Genomic DNA, 17,913 nt, shown 5'->3' with positions numbered 1-17,913 from the left:
CGGTGGCCTCCACATAGCGCAGATTTTAGAACATCTTAACGTAGGCCAAGTTATCGTTGCTTTTCTGACTGAGATACAAGGGAGCCAGCAAGGGCTTTGGTTGTGGCTGCAGAATTTGGATTCTTGAGAGCAGCTGATGCCTTCGCTTCCATGTCTTTGCCAGTGACCTTTTGTGTACCTGATTGCGCTAAGGCGCTTCCCGCCAAGCTTCGTTGCAGCGCCGACGTTCCCGAATTTCCGAGGATGCGACCTGCCGCCGATGAAATCTTACCGCCAGTAACTTTGCTTGCCATGATTTTCTCCTCGTTAAGTTTAAAAACTTCATATAGAAATAAAAAATCAAACTCAAGTATAGGTGGTGTTAGTTTTTTCAAGCATTTTCTTCTCGATGGCCAATTTACCCCAAACTTTCTCAAAAACGCCAAAAAAAATTTCTCTCAAAATTAACCTAACCTTTGTCGATTTTACTTACCTTAATCCATTTAAGGTAAATAACGTGTTTTGACAGGTATAAATATACCTGTTAATGTACTCATATCGATTTCAGGACACCGCATGCCACGCCCACCCTTTTCCCTCACGGATGACCAGGCCCGCGCGATTTCCTCCGGCGTCGCCCAGCTGGAGCTGGACTATCCGATCGATCCCCAAAATCACCGCCCTTTCGTACGTGCTTTTATCCGGCTGGCGCACTCGGCAACTGGCCGCTTCTACAGCCCCTCCGTTTACCGGCGGTTGCTGGGGGCCTACGCGGAACACCGGCGGCCGTCGACGTCCACGCTCGCCGCCGAAAAGGCCGCGCTGGCCGCTGAAACCACACCGGTTGAATCGGTCTCCGAGACAGCCGCACCGCTTGCGATGTCATCTACCCTGCCCACTCTGATCGCCGACGCGATCGCCGAGGCGATGGCCCAAAATCGCCGCGTGGACGGGGCCGCCACGGCCCAGGCGGCCTTTACGCTGACCGTCTCCGCGAAACCGAGGTGGAACTGCGTACCGAGCGGGCCAACGCCGCGCAGCTACAGGCGGCACTGAGCCAGTCCTGGCAAAGGGCTGTCAAACAGGAAGAGGAAGTTGAGAAATTACGTGGCATTGTGGCCGCGCAAAGCGAAGCGATCACCGAGCTGACTGCCAAGGTGAGCGACCTCAGGAAGTTCGCGCTGGTGGCCATCGACGACGCTCGTGGCGAGATACGGACTTGGAAGGATCGGGCAGCCTATCTGGAAGGACAGCGTCAGCTCGACAGCCGGCTGCTGGAGACGTTCCGCCAGAAGGCTTATCGCAGCGGCACCGATATTCCCGATGTCCTCAAAAAGACATGACAGGCCGTGTGTGTGACGAATGGAGAGAATTGAAGCATCACTTTCCCTCAATACTCTCTATCTGACACGCAACCCGACAAAAACAACTCCTCCAATCTAGCGAGCCTTCCAGCCATGAACCTGCACCACATTCGCCTGTCGAATTTCCAATCCTTCGGCCCAGACCCCGTCAGCTTCACTGTCCCCGAGTTGTGCTACCTCATTGGCCCCAATGGCTCGGGAAAAACCGCCGCGCTGCAAGCGCTCTGCCGGCTCTTTGCGTTCGATCCGGCCCTGCGCCGTATCAAGAAATCCGATTTTCATGTCCCGCACGACGAAGCCGAAGTACCTGCCGAGCGCAAACTCTGGATTGAGGTCGATTTCGTGTTCCCGGAATTGGAAGACGGTGACGAGAGCAACGGCGTCGCGCCCAATTTCGGGCACATGCGTCTTGATGAGGCCGATGGTCTGGTGCGCGTGCGCTTCCGGCTGGAAGCGACTCTCTCTGACGCAGGTGAAATCGATGAGTCGCTGGTGTACGTCCTCGACGTGAAGGAGGATGGCACCATCGCAAGTACCGCCCAGGTACCCAAGGCCGAGCGTAACGAAATTCACGTCCACTATCTGCCGGCTCGCCGTGATCCGGCGGACCATATCGCTTACGGTGCAAACGCGCTGCTGGGCAGGATGCTGCGGGCGGTCACCTGGGACGACGAGCGGGCCAACATCAAGGAACTGACAGACCAAATCACCGAGCGCCTGTCGAGCAACCCGTCCATCAGCGCTTTTAGCGAGTGTCTTTCCGACACGTGGACGTCGCTGCACAAGGGGAGTTATTTTGCCGACCCGAAGATCACTTTCGCCGCGTCCGAAGTGGAAGCCTTACTTCGCCATCTTTCGATCTCCTTCTCCCCTGCGCACGACGATCGCGTCGCTGATTTCTCGCGGCTAAGCGACGGCCAGAAGTCCATGCTGTACCTGTCCCTGGTGGTGTCATCCCACGCCATCGGTCGCAAGGTGCTGAAAGGAGAAGACACCAGTTTCGATGTCGAGAAACTGCGTCCCCCGGTCTTCACCATCATCGCTATCGAAGAGCCTGAGAACAGCTTGTCACCTCATTTTCTCGGCCGTATCGTCAACACCTTGGCCCAGATCACCAGTGACGGTGATGCCCAGGCGCTGATCGCGACCCATGCGCCCTCGATGTTGCGGCGCGTACCGCCGGAAAACATCCGGTACCTTCGCTTAAACGCCGTGCGCACGACCCAAGTGCGCTCTATACGTTTGCCAGAGGCGCAGGACGAAGCGCACAAATTCGTCCGGGAGGCGGTACAGGCATTCCCTGAGATCTATTTTTCGCGGCTGGTCGTACTTGGTGAAGGCGACAGCGAGGAAATCGTCCTGCCGAAGTTGCTGCGCGCAAAAGGGGCGCCCGTCGATGAATCGGGCGTAACGGTGGCGCCGCTCGGCGGGCGCCATGTCAACCACTTCTGGCGTCTGCTGTCCGAGCTCCAGATCCCCTACCTCACGTTGCTGGATCTGGATCTAGCCAGGTTCCGCGGTGGCTGGGGCCGGATCAAGTATGTGAACGATCAATTCGGAAAGTACGAGCCGGCCAAGCAATTGCCCGCTGATTTCTTCATACCCGAGTGGAACGATGACGCGGAAAAAGTGCTCACCTTTTTCAATTATTTCGAGCAGTTGGAACAACGTGGCGTTTTCTTCTCCTCGCCGATGGACCTTGACTTTGCGCTGCTTGCAGCCTTCCCCGTTCCATACGGCGCAACGCTGGAAGACCCTGACGCCGATACCCTCAAGGCCGTGCTGGGCAAGAGTCACCACGGTGCACAGCAGTATGCGCAAGTGCAGTTACAGCTATTTGGCACTTACCACAGCTTGTTCAAAGTCGGTAGCAAACCTGCCGCGCACATCGAGGCAATGGCACATATCACCGATGCAGCGATGCTGGCGGCAATGCCGCCTTCGTTGGCGCGGCTTGCCGACGCAGTGATTGCACGCCTGGCGGAGCTGCCGGAATGATTGCGCCCGATGCATGGGCGCCGGCCGACGGACTGACACTGGAACCGAACGCCTTGCGCGCGGCAAGGGAGCGCCAGGCGAACCTGGCGCTGACCGCGGGGCCCGGTGCAGGCAAAACGGAAATGCTAGCGCAACGGGCAGACTTCCTGCTGCGCACTGGCACGTGCCGTTATCCCAAGCGCATCCTGGCCATATCGTTCAAGGTGGACGCCAGCACCAACCTCAAAGAGCGCGTCAAGCGACGCTGCGGCGCCGCATTAGGGCGCCGGTTTGACAGTCATACCTTCCACGCCTTTGCCAAGCGCATTATCGACCGGTTTCGTCCGGTGCTCACCGGCGCCGACGCCCTCGATCCTGGATATCATATCGGGAACAATCGCGTCGCGCGTTCGCAAATCACGTTCCAAGACCTCCTCCCCCTCGCCATTAAGATATTGCGGCAGTCCCAAAGTGCCCGCAATGCCATCCGCCAGACCTATACGGACGTGTTTCTCGATGAGTTCCAGGATTGCACGGGTGATCAGTACGAGCTGATCAAAGTGGCGTTCAAAGGGACGGCGATCCGCATGACTGCGGTCGGTGACGTCAAGCAGAAAATCATGGGCTGGGCGGGTGCGTTGGAGGGGATTTTTCAACTCTACGCGCGTGACTTTGCGGCGGTGCCGCTGAACATGTACCGCAACTTCCGCTCGCAGCCCAAGCTCCTGCGCATGCAGAACGACATCATTCGGGTCTTGGATCCGGCATCCGTAATGCCTCCAGAGCAGCTGACCGGTGAAGGGGGTGAAGTATTTGCCTGGCGTTTTCCCGATAGCCGCCAAGAGGCCGAGTATCTGGCCAACCTGATCGCGGGCTGGACCCAAGGTGGCAAGCTCCCCTATTCCGAGGTGGCGGTACTGGTTTCCAAACTGCCAGATCAATATGCCTTCGACTTGATGGAGGCGCTCACGCGTTTGGGCATCCCGTATCGCAACGAAACGCAGCTGCAGGACTTGTCGGCGGAACCGGTAGCCCGGTTGATTGTCGATTTCCTCGCTTGCTTGTACGGGCAGCGCGAGCCGAAGGCCTGGACACGGCTGTCAGAGCAGTTGCTGCCATATGACGATGACGACCTGCAGTCCGCCAAGCGACGCGCCTTTCATCAATTTGTGAAGAAGCAGAGGAAAGAAGTCGCGGTGGCGCAGTTGCTAGGTGCCCCTTACGATGGTTGGTGGGAGCACGCGAAGCAATTTCTTAGTGCGGTTGGGCTGGAGACGTTGGTGGCCCTGTCTCCGGACTATGAAACACACGCTCGGCTGAGAGAGATCATCCAGCAGATCAAGACTAAGATTGAGGAGTTGCTCCAACTGGAACCGTTGTTACCATCGGCACTGAATCGTTTTGCTGACGATCAGGCGGTGCGTTTGTTGACGATCCACAAAAGCAAGGGCCTGGAATTTGATTCGGTGATCATGCTCGGGATCGAGGAGCAAGCGTTCTTTGGCAATCTGGCCGACGAACGTTGTGTGTTCTTCGTCGGCGTCTCGCGGGCAAAGCGTCGGCTGGTGCTGACCTACGCCGATCAACGGTCCAAACCGCCGAACTACCAGAAGCGGTGGGATGTCGTCCGTCGCCCGCATAATGAGTTCCTGGGGTACGCGCTCCCCTTCCTGGCACCTATATAGTGCAGCAGAGCCGGCGTGGGCGCCAAGCCGGGAGACTGGCGAACTGGCGCGGTGAACCGGCACACGCGCGGCGCTGAGGCGGCCGTTGGAACGGCCCATCGCAAGAAATCGTGTAAACTGCGGCCTCACAAGGAATTCATTATGAGTATTTTTACAATCGGCTACGAAGGGTTGGATATCGACCAGTTCATCAAGCTGCTGAAACTGGGCAAGGTCGATATGGTGATCGATATTCGCGAACTGCCGTTGTCGCGTAAGCGCGGTTTTTCAAAGAACGGGCTGCGGGAAATCTTGCAGGCCAATGGCCTGGGCTATTGTCATATCGCCGCGCTGGGGTGCCCCAAACCGATCCGTAACCAGTATCGGGAAGACGGCGACTGGTCGCGCTACAAACGAGACTTCAAGCGCTACCTCACCAGTCAACGCGCCGTGGTGGCGGAATTATCCGAAATCGCACAGGAAAGTCATTGCGCGCTGCTTTGCTTTGAGGCCGACTACCAGATGTGCCATCGATCCATGGTGGCCGACGCAGTCCACCAGGACTGCGGCCTGCAGATCAACCATCTGCAAGCGGCAGCCCTTAAAACAAACAACCCTGCGCAGCGTCACCTGGCGCTGGCTTATGCGGATAAATCAGGCTGATAATGAGCCACTGGTGCTGAAACCGATGGATATTTCCCATCATGAACATCAAATCGCGTGCAGCGAAATCCTGTTCCAGCTTTGCCCGGAAAGGCGTTTCCCAGGAGTCCCCATGCGACTTGCGGCAGTTTCGGAACAGCATGGCCACTTCCCAGTCTACGATCTTGTGACGGTAACCGCGTTCGCCGTCCGGCGTGTCACATAGATAGTGGTAGTGAAAATCGAACGGCATCTTTTCCAGCTGCTTGAGTTGCTTGCGCTGTTCGTCTTCTGAAAACAAGTTGCCCTGACTCTGCTCCTGCGACAGCTTGGTCAATTCCTCATCGGTCCACTCTGGATTGTCGACCGCCGTGATCTCCAGTCTTTCAATGCGCTTTGGACGCAGTAATGCCAGACTGACGTGCTGCGTTTGCCTGGCCTGTTCCAGTGCGTCAAAGCTGCCGAACGTGGGGATCTTCTCCCACCAAGGACGGCGAAACGCCCACCCCTTATCCGGTGGTATCGTTTCGCCGATCTGGATCGTATCAACAAATACCTTGTGGCTTTCAGGACGATGATCGGCCGGCGATTTTTCAACGCGTAGCGTCACCCATTGCCACTTCTGAAACTGCTGATTTTCAGCGATCATGCGAAACGGCACGGGGTAAAGGCGGCGCATCTGGCCATGCTCGTTGATGCCGGCGACGCACGAAGTCTCGGTATGTTTGACGCTGGGCGACGGATAGGTTTTAGCCAAGATCAGGATACGCTCCAGTTTGCTCGCCATGCGCCCGCCTTCCCCGAATAGATATTTGGAAATTAGTGTTATTTTTCTTTTATCATATATCTTTTTTAACACCTTGTGCAGGGGGGGTAGACCAGCCGCAGCGCTGTATTCCATTCTGGACGATCTTAGGCGACTAGCGTTTACCACTATGACGTCCGGCGACCACTGCGGTAAAAAAGTACAGAGCGTCGCCGTGGCACGCGGTAGGATTGTCAGATGGGTACCGCCGCTACGAACATCGGCAATTTGGGTAGATCGAGTGCGCTCTCGGCCAGCAGCGCTACCCGGCCACTCGCGTCGGGGTGCAATGCCAATAGTCAGACGAACACTATCAAACTCAACGCCGCCGGCAGCGCAAGCCACGCTGAGCCTCGGCCGGTCATATGCATCGACTTGGCCAACGCTTTCAAGCTACCAGCACGTGCTGCGGGCAACCGTCCGCCGGCAGTTATGCGCCACCAGATGCGGTACAGAAGCACTCCCCCCAGCAAAGCTCCGATGCTGATGTGCGCGCTACGTGCAAACACACGTGCTTTACCCTTCGGGAACAAGTTTATTGTTTGACCTAGGCACCATAATGTGAAATGAGTCCTGCACGATATCTAATTACATTTATGCAAAGAATTGACTGCAGTGTATCCTGAAACACCAGCAAGTAAATTTACCGATGCGAAGGAAAATGAGGTGCGTTTGTTGTTGATAGAGGATGATTCACTGATTGGCGAAATTATTGAGGATCACTTGCACGATGAATGTTATGCCGTTGACTGGTTGCGCGATGGACAAGGTGCGGCACTGGCTCTCCGTACCTGCACCTATGATCTCGTCCTGCTAGACCTTAATCTACCCGGAAAAGCGGGAATTGACCTCTTGCTCGCGACGCGCTTAAGTGGGCAGGATTTGCCGGTCATGATCATATCCGGAGATCATTCGAAGTCGGCCTGTATCGAAGCCCTAAACGCAGGAGCGGACGATTATTTGGTCAAACCGTTTGATCTGGGCGAACTTAATGCTCGGATACGTGCATTACTACGCCGAGGGCGAAGCCGAAAAAGTTCAACAGTCTCCCACGGCTCATTGACCCTAAACTTGACTAGCCATGAGGCAACCTTCAGTGGCCATCTTGTTAAATTACCACCTCGTCAATTTTCAGTGCTGCGAGCATTGCTAGACGAACCTGGGTCCGTAGTGACCAAACGACAAATTGAGGAAAAGTTGTACTGCTGGGGTACTGAAGTACAAAGCAATACGGTTGATGCGCATATTTATCAGCTACGTAAAAAATTTGGGGCCGGATTTATACAGACTCTGCGCGGAGTTGGCTACAAGGTTAGATTACCTTCATAGTCTCGTCCGTAGTTGGTGCCGGCGTATTCGATGCTCCGCAAACCGCCCATACCGTGGCATCGAGCATTCTTCGTGGCGCGCACTGGAACTATTTCTACTATCTCGCGCCATAAATTTGGCAACTTGACCCAGAAAATGGGCCCGACATGACCAGGAGGCAAGCGCCGTAGCACATATTGCCGCATGTTTACACAAAAAATTGATCTCACGATGGTTGACCCGCAAATACCCGGATTTTTCATCGCGCGATGCCGTTCGGGTAAGTATGATGTCAGCATGAACTGCCATGCTCAGGTGGTTATCAAGGAGAGCAAGCGATGTTCTTAGCGCGTACATGCATGGCGCTGTCTGCCCTGGTTTTCAGCAATGCGGTCCATGCGGATGTCCACTGCACGGATCCGATTGCCGACTGGAAACCTCGCGAGCAATTGCAGCGGGAAGCCGAACAGCGCGGCTGGACTGTCCAGCGCATCAAGATCGATGATGGCTGCTACGAGCTCAGAGCCATTGATCGCAACGGCAACAAAGTCAAGGCCAAATACTCCCCGGCGTCGCTGCGCATGCGCAGCCTGGCGGTGGACTTCGGCAACAACGGCGACGCCTCCGACTACCTCGGTCCTGTACCACAGGCTCCCGTCAGGCGGCCTGTAGGTCCGACATTCCAAGGGGAAAAGAAATGAAATACATCACAGCCTGCGCCTGCCTTGCAGGTGCATTGGCGCTGCCCGGTCTCGTCCAGGCACGCCCGGTCACACTCACCGCGCAACTGAAGAACTACGCCGGCAACGGCGCGTACCTGGCGGTATATGTCACGGATGCCGCCGGCAAGTACAAGAAAACGTTATGGGTCGCTGGAAAGAAAACCAAGTATTACAAGCACCTGAGCGACTGGGCCCGCGGTAGCGGCCTGAACGCGCGCGAATTTGACGGGATCAGCGGAGCAAGCGTCGGCAGCGGCAAAACCCTCAAGGTGACGGTCGAACTGGCCGATACCCTGATTGATGCAGGCTACGAGATCCGGGTTGACAGCGCGGCAGAGGACGGGCGCGACAATCCGGCCGACGTGCGCACGCCACTGAGCAAACAGGGTGCAGGCAAACCCGTCGGTGGACGCGGCTACGTCAAGTCCTTCATTTACGACATGTAGCCACCGACGCATGTTACGACAGATCCATTCGCTCGCTGGCCTGATCAGCGCACTGCTGGTCATGCTCATCGGTTTGACGGGCGCCGTGCTGTCGATCAACCCCGCGCTCGAGCGGCTGGCGACCAGCGTGCCGGCGGGCGTCAGCGTTGCCGAACTCGCGGGCCGGGTGGCGCGCCACTATCCGGGAGCCGAGCAGATCCAGCGCACGGCCTCCGGAACCATCATCGTCTACTACAGCGCCGGCGACGTCTCGGGCGTCGACCGGGTCGACCCGACCAGCGGCATGGCGATCGCGCCCTATGCGCCGCCGGCATACGCGCGCTGGTTCAAGGAGTTACACAGGTCACTCTTCCTCGACACGCCAGGCAGCGCCGCGGTCGGCATCACCGCCCTGCTGATGCTGATGCTGTCGGTCTCCGGGATTTTCCTGCTGCTCAAGCGGGTGGGCGGTTGGCGCCAGCTGGCACGTCCACTGCATGGCAACCGCAGCCAGCGCTGGCACGCTGCGGTGGCCCGTTTTGCTGTCGCCGGCCTGCTGTTGTCCGCAGTGACCGGCAGCTACATGTCGGCGGCGACCTTCACCCTCATTGCCGATGGCAGCCAGGACGAACCCGATATCCCCGCCACCACCTCCGGCGGCACCCCGCTGCCCGCTGCCCGCTTGCCAGCCTTGCTGGCAACCAGTCTGGCCGATCTGCGCGAACTGTCCTTTCCGCTTGCCGGTGACAGCAGCGCCGTCTACACCTTGCGCACCCGGCAAGGCGACGCCTATGTCGACCAGTCCAGCGGCGCGCTGCTGGCCTTCCGCGCCCACAGCAATGTCCGGGAAGCCTTTGAACTGATCTACCAGTTGCATACAGGCGAAGGCCTGTGGTGGCTGGGTCTGGCGCTCGGCCTGAGTGCGCTCGGCGCGCCCTGGCTGGCGGTGACGGGCATCGCCGTATGGTGGCAGCGGCAGCGGGCCAAACCGCGCATCGCCAACAACGCGGCTCCGGCTTCGGCCGACAGCGTGATCCTGGTGGGGAGCGAAAATAACAGCACCTGGGGCTTTGCTCGCGCGCTGCACGATGCCTTGCGACAGGCCGGACAACGCGTGCACACGGCGCCGATGAACCAGTTCTCGTCCCGCCACGGCGCCGCGCGCCAGGTGTTCATCCTGACGGCGACGTATGGCGATGGCGACGCTCCCGCCTCCGCCCGGCACTTTCTGGCCAATTTGGCCGGTATTTCCCCCAACCAGGCGGCAAGTTACGCCGTGCTCGGTTTCGGCGACCGCCAGTTCCCAACGTTCTGCCAGTTCGCACAGGACGTCGACGCGGCGATGGCGGCACGCGGATGGCGCCGGTCGCTTGAGCTGGCCCTGATCGACCGCCAGTCGCCCCAGGAATTCGCGCGCTGGGGGAGCCAGGTCGGCGCGCTGATGGGCCACGAGCTCGTACTCGACTATGCGCCGGCACATCCGCACACGCATGCGCTGCAATTGCGCGAGCGCATCGCCTACGGCGAGGAGGAGCACGATCCCACCGTGGTGCTGCGCTTTATAGCCGCCCCGCCGCCGGCCAGCGCCGGTTGGCTGAAAAGCCGGCTTGCCTCCCACCGACTGCCCCGCTTTGAGGCCGGCGACCTCGCTGGTGTCATGGCGCCCGGCAGTTCCATGCCGCGCTTTTATTCGCTGGCGAGCGGATCGGGTGACGGCGTGCTGGAAATTTGCGTGCGCAAGCAGCCTGGGGGCGTGTGTTCAAGCTACCTGCACAACTTGCTTCCGGGGGACCGCATCGAGGCCTTTATCCAGCCCAACCCCCAATTTCGTCCGGCCCTGGGCAAGGCGCCCGTCATCCTGATCGGTGCCGGTACCGGGATCGGGCCACTGGCCGGTTTCATCCGCAACAATACGGGCCAACATCCGATGTACCTGTACTGGGGCGGGCGCCATCCCGACTCCGATTTTCTGTATGAGCCTGAACTGCGCAACTATCTGGCCGACCGCCGGCTGACGCAGCTGCACACGGCCTTCTCAAGAGTCACGAACGGCGCCCACGTGCAGACCCGGCTGATGGAGGATGCCGACAATATGCGCCGCCTGATCGCCGACGATGGCCAGGTGCTCGTCTGCGGCAGCCGCGCCATGGCCGCCAGCGTGAGGCAGGCCATGGACCAGATACTCGCACCACTCAAGCTCGATGTAGCGGCGCTGAGGGAAAAAGGAAGGTATCGTGAAGACGTCTTCTGAACCCGCGCTGCGGCGCTACAGCCTGCATGGCGAAACCATGGGCAGCCGCTATACGGCCGTATTCTATGCGGCCGGACAAGCGGACCTGGCCGCCATCGGCGCCAGCCTGTACGCCGCAGTCGACAGGGTCGACCGGCAGATGTCGACCTGGAATTTCGCCTCGGACCTGTGCCGCCTGAACGCGGCGCCGGAAAACACCTGGATTCCTGTGCCGCAGGAGCTGGCGCAGGTGCTCGCTGCGGGGCTGCAGGTCAGCGGCGAATCGGGCGGCGCCTTCGACATGGCGGTTGGCCAGCTGGTGGAGGACTGGGGATTCGGTCCGTCGCAATGCGCGCCATCGCCGCAGATCGCGGCCCGGCATGGCAAAACGTACTGTCCGGCCGCCGAGGCATTGGAGGTGGACCTGGCGGCTCTGCAGGTGCGCAAGCGCGCGCCGCTGACGCTCGACCTGTCGGGCATCGCCAAGGGTTTTGGCGTCGACCAGCTGGCGCATTGCCTCGATGGCTGGTCCATCGCCAGCTACCTGGTCGGCATCGACGGCGAAATGCGCGCGCGCTCGACCAGACCCGATGGCCAGGCCTGGAGCGTGGCGATAGAAAAGCCGACACATGGCATCCGTGAAATCGGTGGCGTGATGGAATTGCACGACGTGGCCATCGCCACCTCGGGCGACTATCGCCGCTGGGTCGAGATCGACGGCACGCGCCATGCGCACACCATGCATCCGGCCTTGCACCAACCGGTAGCGAACCGTCTCGCCGCCGTGAGCGTGCTGTCCCCCAGCTGTATGCTGGCCGACGCCTGGGCCACGGCGCTCATGGTCCTGGGCGAGATCGACGGTGTCGCGCTGGCCATGAAACGCGGCATGGATGTACTGTTCGTCCTGCGTCACGGCACCTTGCTCGAAGAAATTCTGCTCATCGACGGCAAGATGGTCTGATCTACATTGCCGTGCATCACTGCGCCAGCGCCGCGCGGCGCGGCCATCGCCATGCCGATAGCCCCCACTTGACGCACTCGAACCAGGCGACGCCGAGCACGGCGACGAAGGCGCACTGCATCAGCAGCGCCATGTCCGGCAGCGCGAAGGCAAACAACTCGCGGATGGGCGCCACGCCCAGCACCAACAACAGCAACAGCGAGGCCGCCATGCTGATCCAGGCGAACGCCCGGTTCGACTTGATCCCCCTCCTCCATGACGGCTGGCTCCATTGGCGGTTGACATAGATCAGTCCCAGGTTCGACAGCACCAGGCTGAGGAAGGTCGTCGTGCGTGCCACTTCGTCGGAATGGCCGGCCCAGCGCACCAGCACGTGGAAGCCGACCAGCATGGCCAACAGCCCTGCCCCCTGCAGCAAGCCGCGCAGCAGTATTTCACGGTCGAACAGATGCATGTCCGGCCTTCTGGGTTTGCTCGTCATGGCATCGGCTTCGATCGGCTCGGCCTCGAACACGATCGAGCAGGCGGGGTCGATCACCATTTGCAAAAACAGTATGTGCACGGGCATCAGGAGCATGGGCCAGCCCAGCAGCACGGGCAGGATGGACAGGCCAACGATGGGCACATGCACCGCGACGATGAAGACGATGGCCTTGCGCAGATTGGCAAACAGGCGGCGGCCATGTTGCACCGCCAGCAATAACGAAGAAAAATCATCCTTGAGCAAGACCAGCGCTGCCGCCTCGCGCGCGACGTCGGTGCCACGGGCGCCCATGGCCACGCCGATGTTGGCCGCCTTTAATGCGGGCGCGTCGTTGACGCCGTCGCCGGTCATGGCGACGATATCGCCACGGCTGCGGAAAGCTTGCACCAGGCGCAACTTTTGTTCCGGCGCGATGCGGCAAAAGACGTCGGTATCGGCCAGGCGCGCCTGCAGTGCCGTGTCGTCCAGCGCGGCCAGGTCCATGCCGGACATCACACCGCTGGCCATGCCGGCGATACCGGCCTGCCGCGCGATCGCCAGTGCCGTGGCGGGATGGTCGCCCGTGATCATCACCACGCGGATGCCCGCCGCGTGACATTGCGTCACCGCATCGGGCACTTCCGGGCGTACCGGGTCATGCAATCCAATCAATCCCAGGAATTCAAAATCAAAGACGTGCTGGTTGTCAGGCAGGGGCGGCGCGGCAAACGTGGCGCGGGCGACGCCGATCACGCGCAAACCGTCGTTCGCCATGGCCTGCACCTGGGCCACGATGGCGGCGGCGCGCGCCGGCGCCAGATGGCACAGATCGATGATGGCCTCGGGCGCACCCTTCGCCGCCACCAGGAACTCGGAACGGTCCGGCGATTGCCACACCCGCGACATGGCCAGCATCTGCCGCGACAGCGGATAATCGTCGATCAGCTGCCAGTCGGCATGCAGGTGCTCCGTATTGGCCAGCAAGCGGGCGCCGGTCTGGCCGATGGCCGACTCCATCGGATCAAACGCCCGACGATGGCTTGCCAGGACGGCATATTCGAGCAAGCCGTGCAGCTCTTCCTGCAAGGCGGCGGCAGGATTGCCCTGACAATCATGGGAGGAGGTCTCCGAGCAGAGCCGGGCCACGTCCATGCGGTTGGCCGTCAGCGTACCCGTCTTGTCGACGCACAGCACCGTCGTCGCACCGAGCAATTCGATCGCAGGTATGCTGCGCGCCAGGATGCTTTCGCGCCCCAGGCGCCAGGCGCCCAAACCCAGGAAAAGCGTCAGTATCACCGGCAATTCTTCAGGCAGGATCGCCATGGCCAGCGTGAGACCTGCCAGCAGTCCTTGCAAGGCGTCGCCGCGCAGCCACCAATACGCCAATGCCAGGCCGGCGGCGAGACACAAGCCGCCGATGGCGACATGCCTGACGACGCGCCGCGTTTCCCGTTGAATCGGCGTCAGCTCGCTCCCCATGGTGGCCAGCGAGGCGCCGATGCGGCCAAGCGCGCTGTGCGGGCCGGTGGCGACCACCAGGCCGCTGGCCGTGCCTTGCGTGATCAGGGTGCCGGAATACACCAGACTGTCCGGACTGCCGCCGGCATCGGAGGCGCCATGCTTGATGACCGGCACGGACTCGCCCGTGAGCATGGACTCGTCGGCCGTCAAATTCGATGCGCTGAGCAGTTCCATATCGGCGGGCACGCGGTCGCCCTCGGCCAGCAGCACCAGGTCGCCCAGCACCAGGTCCCTGCCAGCGATGCGCTGCTGTTTCCCGTCGCGTATCACCAGGGCGCGCGGACAGGAGAGGTCGCTTAGGGCGTTCAGCGAGCGTTCCGTGCGCCTGCGCTGAAAAAAAGTGATGCCCATGACGATGCAGACAAAGCCCAGCAGCATCAGCGCTTCATTGCGGTCGCCCAGCAGCATGTAGATGACGCCGCAGGCGACCAGCAGCAAGAACATCGGTTCGGAAACGACATCGAGCAGCAGGCGCCCGGCGCTCAAGGGACGCGAGGCGGGCAAGGCATTCGGCCCGTTTTCCAGCAAGCGCTGCGCAGCCTGCGCGGCTGTCAGCCCTTCACTACCCTGCGGCTCCGACATGGCATTCATCCTTTTCCTGAGAGGCAGCGTGTAGTGGCTAGTCGTGATTGCGGCATTAGGGTTTGGGCGCGGGCGACCATACAGGCCGCACTTCCGTCAGCGAATCGACGATGACCATATACTGCCCCGGCCATTCAATGATATCGCGATCCGCTTGGAGCACCCACAAATGGCGGCCGTCCTTGACGGCTTGTTCATAGACTACATCGAGCAAACCGTGTGAATCGAGAAAAACATTCAATGTGGCTGGAATGCGAATGCAGCCCTCGGAAGCAACATTTCCCAAGCGAGCTTCCAGCACATCCGGATCGGTAGCGTGCATTTGCAAGCGCATCTGGCTGATGGCGCCCGTGCCCCAGCCGCGCTGTGCCTGTTGCCAACCGAAATCGAAGACGCGCATGCCGCGCTGTCCATAGCCACGAATGTGATTGTCGTTGAGCGTGCCTTCGGAGCGAAAGTCGGGATTTTCCAAGGTATGTGGAAACACCCCCAACGGCGTCAAGAAATGATTATAGCTTCCCACCTTGCCAGTCGAGACGGCCGTGGCGCCGATGAACGACCATGCATCTTGCTCTGTATGCAAGATCACAAAGGCGGCCTGTACTTGCGGGCTGCGGTCCACCAGCAGCAAAGTCTGTGCTAACGTATCGGTGAGATTGGCATCGGCCAGCGCTTGTTTCAACAGCGCCACATAGCGCGCCTGGTCGGCCGTTGGCACCTCCAGCCGATGATCGACTTCGCGCGCGAATTGCGCGCGCCACTCGTCGGCGCTCATCAGATCGAGTGTTGCCGCGACCACCGCTAGCGGCCAGAGCGGCACGCCCAGGAACAACATCGTAGACCACAAGAATGCTATGCGACCGGCATGCCATCCTGACGTCATATCGCCAGCGTAATGTTATCGATCACCATGCTCACGCCGTGTGTTCCCCAAGCCGCGTGCTGGGCCAGTTCCCTTTCGGACCAATTGCGCACCGTACCCGAAAGTGTTACCTTATTACCAGATACCTCAACGAAGATATGCCGCGCATCCGCCAAGGCGCCACGTTTGAGGGCCGCCTCAATGGCATCCTGTACGGCGCTGGCCGACACCTGTTGCAAGATGCCGATGGAGTCACTCACCCCTGTCACCCCCATCAGATAACGTACCGCCGCCGTAGCCGCCTTGCGCTGGTAATCCCATTCGACACTACCGCTCAGTGTCACCCAACCGCCCTCCACCATCACTTTAATGCTCCCGTCCGTGACATTGCTCATCCACGACAGCACATTCTCGACTGTTCGTGCAATATCGGCGTCACTGCGTACGCTGGCGCCTGGCAGACGCACTGACAGTTCGACTGCCAGCGCCCTCACGCCGCTGACGCGCTGCACGGCCCGTTCTGCTTCCCACTTTTCGGCAAAGCTGCCCACCGTACCAGCCAAGGTGACTACACCATCGCGCACCTCGACGCCGATTTGCGCCGCATCCACCGACGGATCCCAAGTCAGCTCTTCAAGAACATCCAATTGCAGTTGTGTATCGGTTTTCATTTTGTTCTTTCATTTGTTTAGAGGATATGTCAGATTACTCTGCTTTTCGAAGGCCGATTCCGGCCCAAATCCAGCGCTTACCTTGTTTCGGTGAAGTCTGCATCGACGACGTCGTCGCTTTGCTTGCTGGTCGCTGATGCAGGCCCGCCGTCGTGCGGTGCCTGATGCTGGGAACGAGTAAATTCCTCCAGCTTGCTCGCTGCCGTCGACAGTGCCGCGATCTTTGCTTCCAACTCCGCTTGCGTGCCATGTTGAAGTATGGTTTCGAGCGCTGTGAGCGCCGCTTCAACGCTACCGCGCTCACCCGCCGACATCTTGTCGCCATGCGCGAGCAAGGACTTGCGGGTCGTGTGGATTAGCGCATCGGCCGCATTGCGCGTCTCGGCAAGTGCCTTGAGCTTCTTGTCATCCTCGGCGTTGATTTCTGCGTCGTTGACCATCTTCTGGATCTCCGCCTCCGTCAGGCCAGAGTTCGCCTTGATCGTGATCTTGTTTTCCTTGCCGGAGGCCTTGTCCCTGGCACCCACGTGCAAGATGCCGTTGGCATCAATGTCGAACGACACATCGATCTGTGGCGTGCCGCGTGCTGCCGGCGGGATTCCTTCCAGATTGAATTCCCCTAGCGCCTTATTGCCGGCTGCGATCTCTCGTTCGCCCTGGTAGACCTTGATGGTCACCGCAGGCTGGTTATCGTCAGCGGTCGAGAACACCTGGCTGAACTTGGTCGGAATTGTGGTGTTTTTGTGGATCATCTTAGTCATTACACCACCCATGGTCTCGATGCCCAGCGACAAGGGCGTGACGTCAAGCAGCAGCAAATCCTTGCGCTCGCCCGACAACACCGAGCCTTGCAAGGCCGCGCCGACGGCAACGGCTTCGTCAGGGTTGACGTCCTTGCGCGGCTCCTTGCCGAAGAATTCCTTGACCTTTTCCTGTACCTTGGGCATGCGCGTCATACCACCGACGAGGATGATGTCGTCGATATCGGCGACCTTCACACCAGCATCCTTGATGGCGACGCGGCACGGTTCGATGGTCGCAGCGATCAACTCCTCGACCAGTGACTCAAGCTTGGCGCGAGTGATCTTCAGGTTCAAGTGCACTGGAGCACCGTTTGCCATCGCGATGTATGGCTCATTGATTTCGGTCTGCTGCGCTGAAGACAATTCGATCTTCGCGCGCTCGGCCGATGCCTTAATACGCTGCAGAGCGATCGGATCCTTTTTTAAGTCCAGCCCGTTGATCTTCTGAAATTCGCCAATGATATAGTCAATGATGCGCTGGTCGAAATCCTCACCACCGAGGAAGGTATCACCGTTGGTTGACAAAACTTCGAATTGCTTTTCCCCCTCGACATTGGCGATTTCGATAATCGACACATCGAAGGTGCCGCCGCCCAGGTCATAGACGGCGATCTTGCGGTCGCCTTTGTTGCTCTTGTCCAGGCCGAACGCAAGCGCCGCCGCAGTCGGTTCATTGATGATGCGTTTGACGTCCAGGCCGGCGATGCGTCCTGCGTCCTGCGTCCTTGGTCGCCTGGCGTTGCGCATCGTTAAAATAGGCCGGTATCTGAGCCAGATCGAGTATCGTGAAAGCTTGGGTTTAACGAGTGCGTATTTCGGTGAACGCGCCCACCCATTCCGGTCTATCGTGCCCACTTGCGCATGAGATGGTGTTACGCGGTTAAATTGTAGTCGGTGCGGTCACGATGGGTCGATATTTCTCTCCTTTTTGGCT

At 59.6% G+C, this 17,913-nt stretch carries 15 protein-coding genes and 1 pseudogene; 10 read left to right on the top strand and 6 right to left on the bottom strand.

Annotation, left to right across the window (positions count from 1 at the left end; translation table 11 throughout):
- Positions 1 to 50 precede the first annotated feature (50 nt).
- Complete coding sequence (locus tag ASR47_RS26335; protein WP_245714238.1) at positions 51 to 374, bottom strand: hypothetical protein; 324 nt, start codon at positions 372 to 374, stop codon at positions 51 to 53.
- Between the two features lie 181 nt (positions 375 to 555).
- On the opposite strand from ASR47_RS26335, the gene ASR47_RS02230 reads away from it, so the two are divergent.
- From ASR47_RS02230 to ASR47_RS02210, 5 genes are all read left to right on the top strand, one after another.
- Positions 556 to 1,035, top strand: coding sequence for a hypothetical protein (locus ASR47_RS02230; RefSeq protein ID WP_065306138.1), 480 nt, complete (start codon positions 556 to 558; stop codon positions 1,033 to 1,035).
- Positions 984 to 1,322 (top strand): hypothetical protein, encoded by a 339-nt coding sequence (locus ASR47_RS02225; RefSeq protein ID WP_150127645.1) that lies wholly within the window; start codon positions 984 to 986, stop codon positions 1,320 to 1,322. Before ASR47_RS02230 ends, ASR47_RS02225 begins: the two co-directional genes overlap by 52 nt.
- 114 nt (positions 1,323 to 1,436) lie before the next feature.
- Positions 1,437 to 3,341: an ATP-dependent nuclease gene (locus tag ASR47_RS02220; RefSeq protein ID WP_065306136.1), complete on the top strand. Its 1,905-nt coding sequence runs from the start codon at positions 1,437 to 1,439 to the stop codon at positions 3,339 to 3,341.
- The gene (locus ASR47_RS02215) at positions 3,338 to 5,005 is read left to right on the top strand and encodes a UvrD-helicase domain-containing protein (RefSeq protein ID WP_065306135.1); all 1,668 of its coding nucleotides are present in this window, start codon (positions 3,338 to 3,340) and stop codon (positions 5,003 to 5,005) included. The genes ASR47_RS02220 and ASR47_RS02215 overlap by 4 nt, the downstream gene beginning before the upstream one ends.
- Positions 5,006 to 5,146: 141 nt before the next feature.
- Positions 5,147 to 5,647 (top strand): DUF488 domain-containing protein, encoded by a 501-nt coding sequence (locus ASR47_RS02210; RefSeq protein ID WP_065306134.1) that lies wholly within the window; start codon positions 5,147 to 5,149, stop codon positions 5,645 to 5,647.
- On the opposite strand, the gene ASR47_RS02205 is transcribed toward ASR47_RS02210, so the two are convergent.
- A complete protein-coding gene (locus tag ASR47_RS02205) occupies positions 5,586 to 6,413 on the bottom strand; it encodes a hypothetical protein (RefSeq protein ID WP_065306133.1) in 828 nt (275 codons plus the stop codon). The two genes, ASR47_RS02210 and ASR47_RS02205, sit on opposite strands and share 62 nt — an antisense overlap.
- Before the next feature lie 684 nt (positions 6,414 to 7,097).
- Between ASR47_RS02205 and ASR47_RS26330 the strand changes: the two genes are divergently transcribed.
- The 5 genes from ASR47_RS26330 to ASR47_RS02185 all read left to right on the top strand — a co-directional run bounded on the left by ASR47_RS26330 (position 7,098) and on the right by ASR47_RS02185 (position 12,077).
- The gene (locus ASR47_RS26330; protein ID WP_082988671.1) at positions 7,098 to 7,760 is read left to right on the top strand and encodes a response regulator transcription factor; all 663 of its coding nucleotides are present in this window, start codon (positions 7,098 to 7,100) and stop codon (positions 7,758 to 7,760) included.
- Between the two features lie 338 nt (positions 7,761 to 8,098).
- Positions 8,099 to 8,440 (top strand): PepSY domain-containing protein, encoded by a 342-nt coding sequence (locus ASR47_RS02200; RefSeq protein WP_245714237.1) that lies wholly within the window; start codon positions 8,099 to 8,101, stop codon positions 8,438 to 8,440.
- On the top strand, positions 8,437 to 8,907 hold the full coding sequence (locus ASR47_RS02195; protein ID WP_065306131.1) for a DUF2271 domain-containing protein: 471 nt from the start codon (positions 8,437 to 8,439) through the stop codon (positions 8,905 to 8,907). Before ASR47_RS02200 ends, ASR47_RS02195 begins: the two co-directional genes overlap by 4 nt.
- 10 nt (positions 8,908 to 8,917) lie before the next feature.
- The gene (locus ASR47_RS02190) at positions 8,918 to 11,137 is read left to right on the top strand and encodes a PepSY domain-containing protein (RefSeq protein ID WP_065306130.1); all 2,220 of its coding nucleotides are present in this window, start codon (positions 8,918 to 8,920) and stop codon (positions 11,135 to 11,137) included.
- Positions 11,121 to 12,077, top strand: a complete 957-nt coding sequence (locus tag ASR47_RS02185) for an FAD:protein FMN transferase (protein WP_065306129.1) — start codon at positions 11,121 to 11,123, stop codon at positions 12,075 to 12,077. Before ASR47_RS02190 ends, ASR47_RS02185 begins: the two co-directional genes overlap by 17 nt.
- Positions 12,078 to 12,093: 16 nt before the next feature.
- Here ASR47_RS02185 and ASR47_RS02180 read toward each other — a convergent pair whose 3' ends face one another.
- From ASR47_RS02180 to dnaK, 4 genes and pseudogenes are all read right to left on the bottom strand, one after another.
- Complete coding sequence (locus ASR47_RS02180) at positions 12,094 to 14,643, bottom strand: cation-translocating P-type ATPase (RefSeq protein ID WP_150127649.1); 2,550 nt, start codon at positions 14,641 to 14,643, stop codon at positions 12,094 to 12,096.
- A gap of 55 nt (positions 14,644 to 14,698) precedes the next feature.
- Entirely contained in the window at positions 14,699 to 15,478 is a 780-nt protein-coding gene (locus tag ASR47_RS02175; RefSeq protein WP_150127644.1) for a L,D-transpeptidase, read from the bottom strand.
- 44 nt (positions 15,479 to 15,522) lie between these two features.
- The gene (locus ASR47_RS02170; protein ID WP_065306127.1) at positions 15,523 to 16,176 is read right to left on the bottom strand and encodes a BON domain-containing protein; all 654 of its coding nucleotides are present in this window, start codon (positions 16,174 to 16,176) and stop codon (positions 15,523 to 15,525) included.
- A 77-nt stretch (positions 16,177 to 16,253) separates the two neighbouring features.
- Positions 16,254 to 17,745: pseudogene (gene dnaK / locus ASR47_RS02165) on the bottom strand (molecular chaperone DnaK); the annotation flags it as partial.
- Positions 17,746 to 17,913 lie beyond the last annotated feature (168 nt).

This window comes from Janthinobacterium psychrotolerans, assembly GCF_001677885.1.
In the GTDB taxonomy this organism is placed as follows: Bacteria; Pseudomonadota; Gammaproteobacteria; order Burkholderiales; family Burkholderiaceae_D; genus Janthinobacterium; species Janthinobacterium psychrotolerans.
Note: the sequence above shows the minus strand (reverse complement) of the source record. Positions and strands in the feature narration are given on the sequence as shown.

Bases quoted from the DNA above. Each gene is read 5' to 3' on its own strand.
- ASR47_RS02230 (WP_065306138.1), top strand. From the start codon at position 556: ATGCCACGCCCACCCTTTTCCCTCACGGATGACCAGGCCCGCGCGATT.
- ASR47_RS02220 (WP_065306136.1), top strand. From the start codon at position 1,437: ATGAACCTGCACCACATTCGCCTGTCGAATTTCCAATCCTTCGGCCCA.
- ASR47_RS02215 (WP_065306135.1), top strand. From the start codon at position 3,338: ATGATTGCGCCCGATGCATGGGCGCCGGCCGACGGACTGACACTGGAA.
- ASR47_RS02210 (WP_065306134.1), top strand. From the start codon at position 5,147: ATGAGTATTTTTACAATCGGCTACGAAGGGTTGGATATCGACCAGTTC.
- ASR47_RS02205 (WP_065306133.1), bottom strand. From the start codon at position 6,413: ATGGCGAGCAAACTGGAGCGTATCCTGATCTTGGCTAAAACCTATCCG.
- ASR47_RS02200 (WP_245714237.1), top strand. From the start codon at position 8,099: ATGGCGCTGTCTGCCCTGGTTTTCAGCAATGCGGTCCATGCGGATGTC.
- ASR47_RS02195 (WP_065306131.1), top strand. From the start codon at position 8,437: ATGAAATACATCACAGCCTGCGCCTGCCTTGCAGGTGCATTGGCGCTG.
- ASR47_RS02190 (WP_065306130.1), top strand. From the start codon at position 8,918: ATGTTACGACAGATCCATTCGCTCGCTGGCCTGATCAGCGCACTGCTG.
- ASR47_RS02180 (WP_150127649.1), bottom strand. From the start codon at position 14,643: ATGTCGGAGCCGCAGGGTAGTGAAGGGCTGACAGCCGCGCAGGCTGCG.
- ASR47_RS02175 (WP_150127644.1), bottom strand. From the start codon at position 15,478: ATGTTGTTCCTGGGCGTGCCGCTCTGGCCGCTAGCGGTGGTCGCGGCA.
- ASR47_RS02170 (WP_065306127.1), bottom strand. From the start codon at position 16,176: ATGAAAACCGATACACAACTGCAATTGGATGTTCTTGAAGAGCTGACT.